The organism is Rhodococcus sp. RS1C4, assembly GCF_002258225.1.
GTDB classification, from domain to species: domain Bacteria; phylum Actinomycetota; class Actinomycetes; order Mycobacteriales; family Mycobacteriaceae; genus Rhodococcoides; species Rhodococcoides fascians_E.
This window is the reverse complement of record NZ_NOXZ01000071.1, coordinates 1-2,477: the sequence shown is the minus strand read 5'-3', so window position 1 is coordinate 2,477 and position 2,477 is coordinate 1. Positions and strand designations below refer to the sequence as shown.

At 65.1% G+C, this 2,477-nt stretch carries 1 protein-coding gene; it reads left to right on the top strand.

The genetic code is table 11. The features are described 5' to 3' along the window. Nucleotides 1-2,477: condensation domain-containing protein (locus tag CH289_RS27830; RefSeq protein WP_256977627.1), on the top strand; the 2,477-nt coding region annotated here is incomplete at both ends.

Below are 2,477 nucleotides of genomic sequence, written 5' to 3'. Positions count from 1 at the left end.
CAAATACCTTGCCGCCTATTACGTCGGTACCGACGTCACCGACGACGAACTGCGGGAGCATCTGACCGCACGGGTACCGGACTACATGATCCCCACCGTGTTCATTCCCATCACCACCGTCCCGGTCACCCCCAACGGCAAACTCGACCGCCGCGCACTACCCGCACCCGACCTCACCGGAGCACTCACCGGCGGACAACACCCCACCACGGTCACCGAAACCACCCTCGCCACCGTCTTCGCCGACATCCTGCACCTGCCCACCGACACCCCACTGTCGATCGACGACGACTTCTTCCGCCTCGGCGGCGACTCCATCTCCTCCATCCAGGTCGTCACCGCAGCCCGCCGCGCCGGCATCACCATCACCGCCGCCGACATCTTCACCCACCGCACCATCAGCGCCCTGGCACGAATCGCCGACACCCACACCCAGACCCACACCGAAACCGGACCCACCACGGTCACCACCTCACCACTGTGGCCGATCGCCGCCAGCTACCTCTACCGACCCGGCTTCGACCACTTCACCCAATCCTTCATCTTCACCACCCCACCCGACCTCACCACCGACACCCTGCACCGAGTCCTCAACAGGATCGCCACAGCCCACCCCACGCTCGGCGCTCGCCTTCGCCGCTCCGAAACCTGGGAGTTCACGCTTCCCTCCACAACGGTCGAATCGCCGATCCAATCGCTGACGACGTCGGACGGTTGGTCGAGCCCGCAATGGCTGACGACAGTCGACGACCTCGTCACCCGAATGTCCGATCAGATGGATCCGACGAACGGAATCCTCTGGCGCGCAATGTGGTGCACCACCTCCAGTGATGCCACCGGCCGCCTCGTCATGGTGATCCATCACCTCGCTGTCGACGGCGTCTCCTGGCGCATCCTTCAAGACGACCTCGCACACGCCTGGGCACTCGAAACCGGCGCCACCGAAGACGACCTGCTCCCCGCCGGAACCTCCATCACCACATGGACCCACGCACTGACCGAACGCGCACGCGACCCCCACCTCACCGACCAACTCGAGCACTGGAACACCGTCGCCGACGCCACACAGCCTCTCTTCGGCGAGCGGAGCGTCGACCCGGAGCGCGACACTCACGCCACAACCGGACAGATCGAGGTCACGGTTCCCGCCGACCTCACCGCTACCCTCATCGGCGACATCACCACCGCCCTCTCGGCGAGCGTCGAAGACATCCTCCTCACCGCACTGGGCATCGCGACCTGCGCATGGCGCGCACGCCACGGCCTCGAGCCACGCCCGGTCACCATCGGCATGGAAGGCCACGGCCGCCAAGAAACCCTGGTCCCCGGAGCAGACCTCTCCCGCTCGATCGGCTGGTTCACCACCTGGTACCCGATCCTCGCCGACCTCACCGACCTCGACCCGATCGACACACTCACCGACCCCACCCTCGCCGCCGACGCCGTACTACGCATCAAAGACACACTCGCACGCGTCCCGGACCGCGGCATCGGCTACGGCATACTCACCCACCTCAACACCGAAGCTGCTCTCCCACAGAACATTCCGGACATCGGATTCAACTACCTTGGTAACTTCACCAGCGGCACAGCTGGTGACCGCTCCTGGACCAGCGCCCCCGAAATCCCGGGCATCCGTGGACACGTGCCCGCAGAGCTTCCCGCCGCCGCAGTTGTCGACGCCAACATCGCCGCGGTGTCGGACGCCGACGGCGCGACCGTCTTCGACGGTTCCTTCGCCTACGCCGAGAAAATTCTCACCACCGAACAAGCACACGAACTCGTCCAGTTGTGGACAGCCACGCTGCGATGCCTCGCCGCCTACACCGGCCGCAGCCGACGCTCACTGACCGACTTCACCGCCACCGGTCTCACCTACAACGATGTCACCGCATGGGAAGAGCGTTACGGCGACCTCACCGACGTCCAACCACTGACACCACTCCAACACGGCATGGTTTTCGAATCCATGCTCGGCGCTGTGTCCGGTACCGACGTGTACCTCACCCACACTGCGGTGACGGTGACCGGGCTGCTCGACTTGGACAGGCTCCGCATCGCCCTTGATCGACTCACGGACACACACCCCAACCTCAAGGCCGCGATCACACCCGCTGCGAACGGCGAATACGTCGCAGTGATCCCCACCGATGCCACCGTCACTCTTTCGCATACCGATATCGATACGTACGACACGGACGCGATCGCGGCGATCATCGACGCAGACCGGACGATCCCGTTGGCGCTCGACGAGGCGCCGTTGATGCGCGTCACCGCGGTCACGACCGCAGCCGACCAGCACACCCTCATCCTGACCGTCCACCACGCCATCACCGACGGCTGGTCCACCCCGCCACTGATCGCCACACTGCTCCGCACCTACAACAACCCCACCACACCCGCACTCCCCGACACCACCTACCCGAGCTTCCTCCACTGGCTCACCCACCACGACCACACCACCTCACTCGACACCT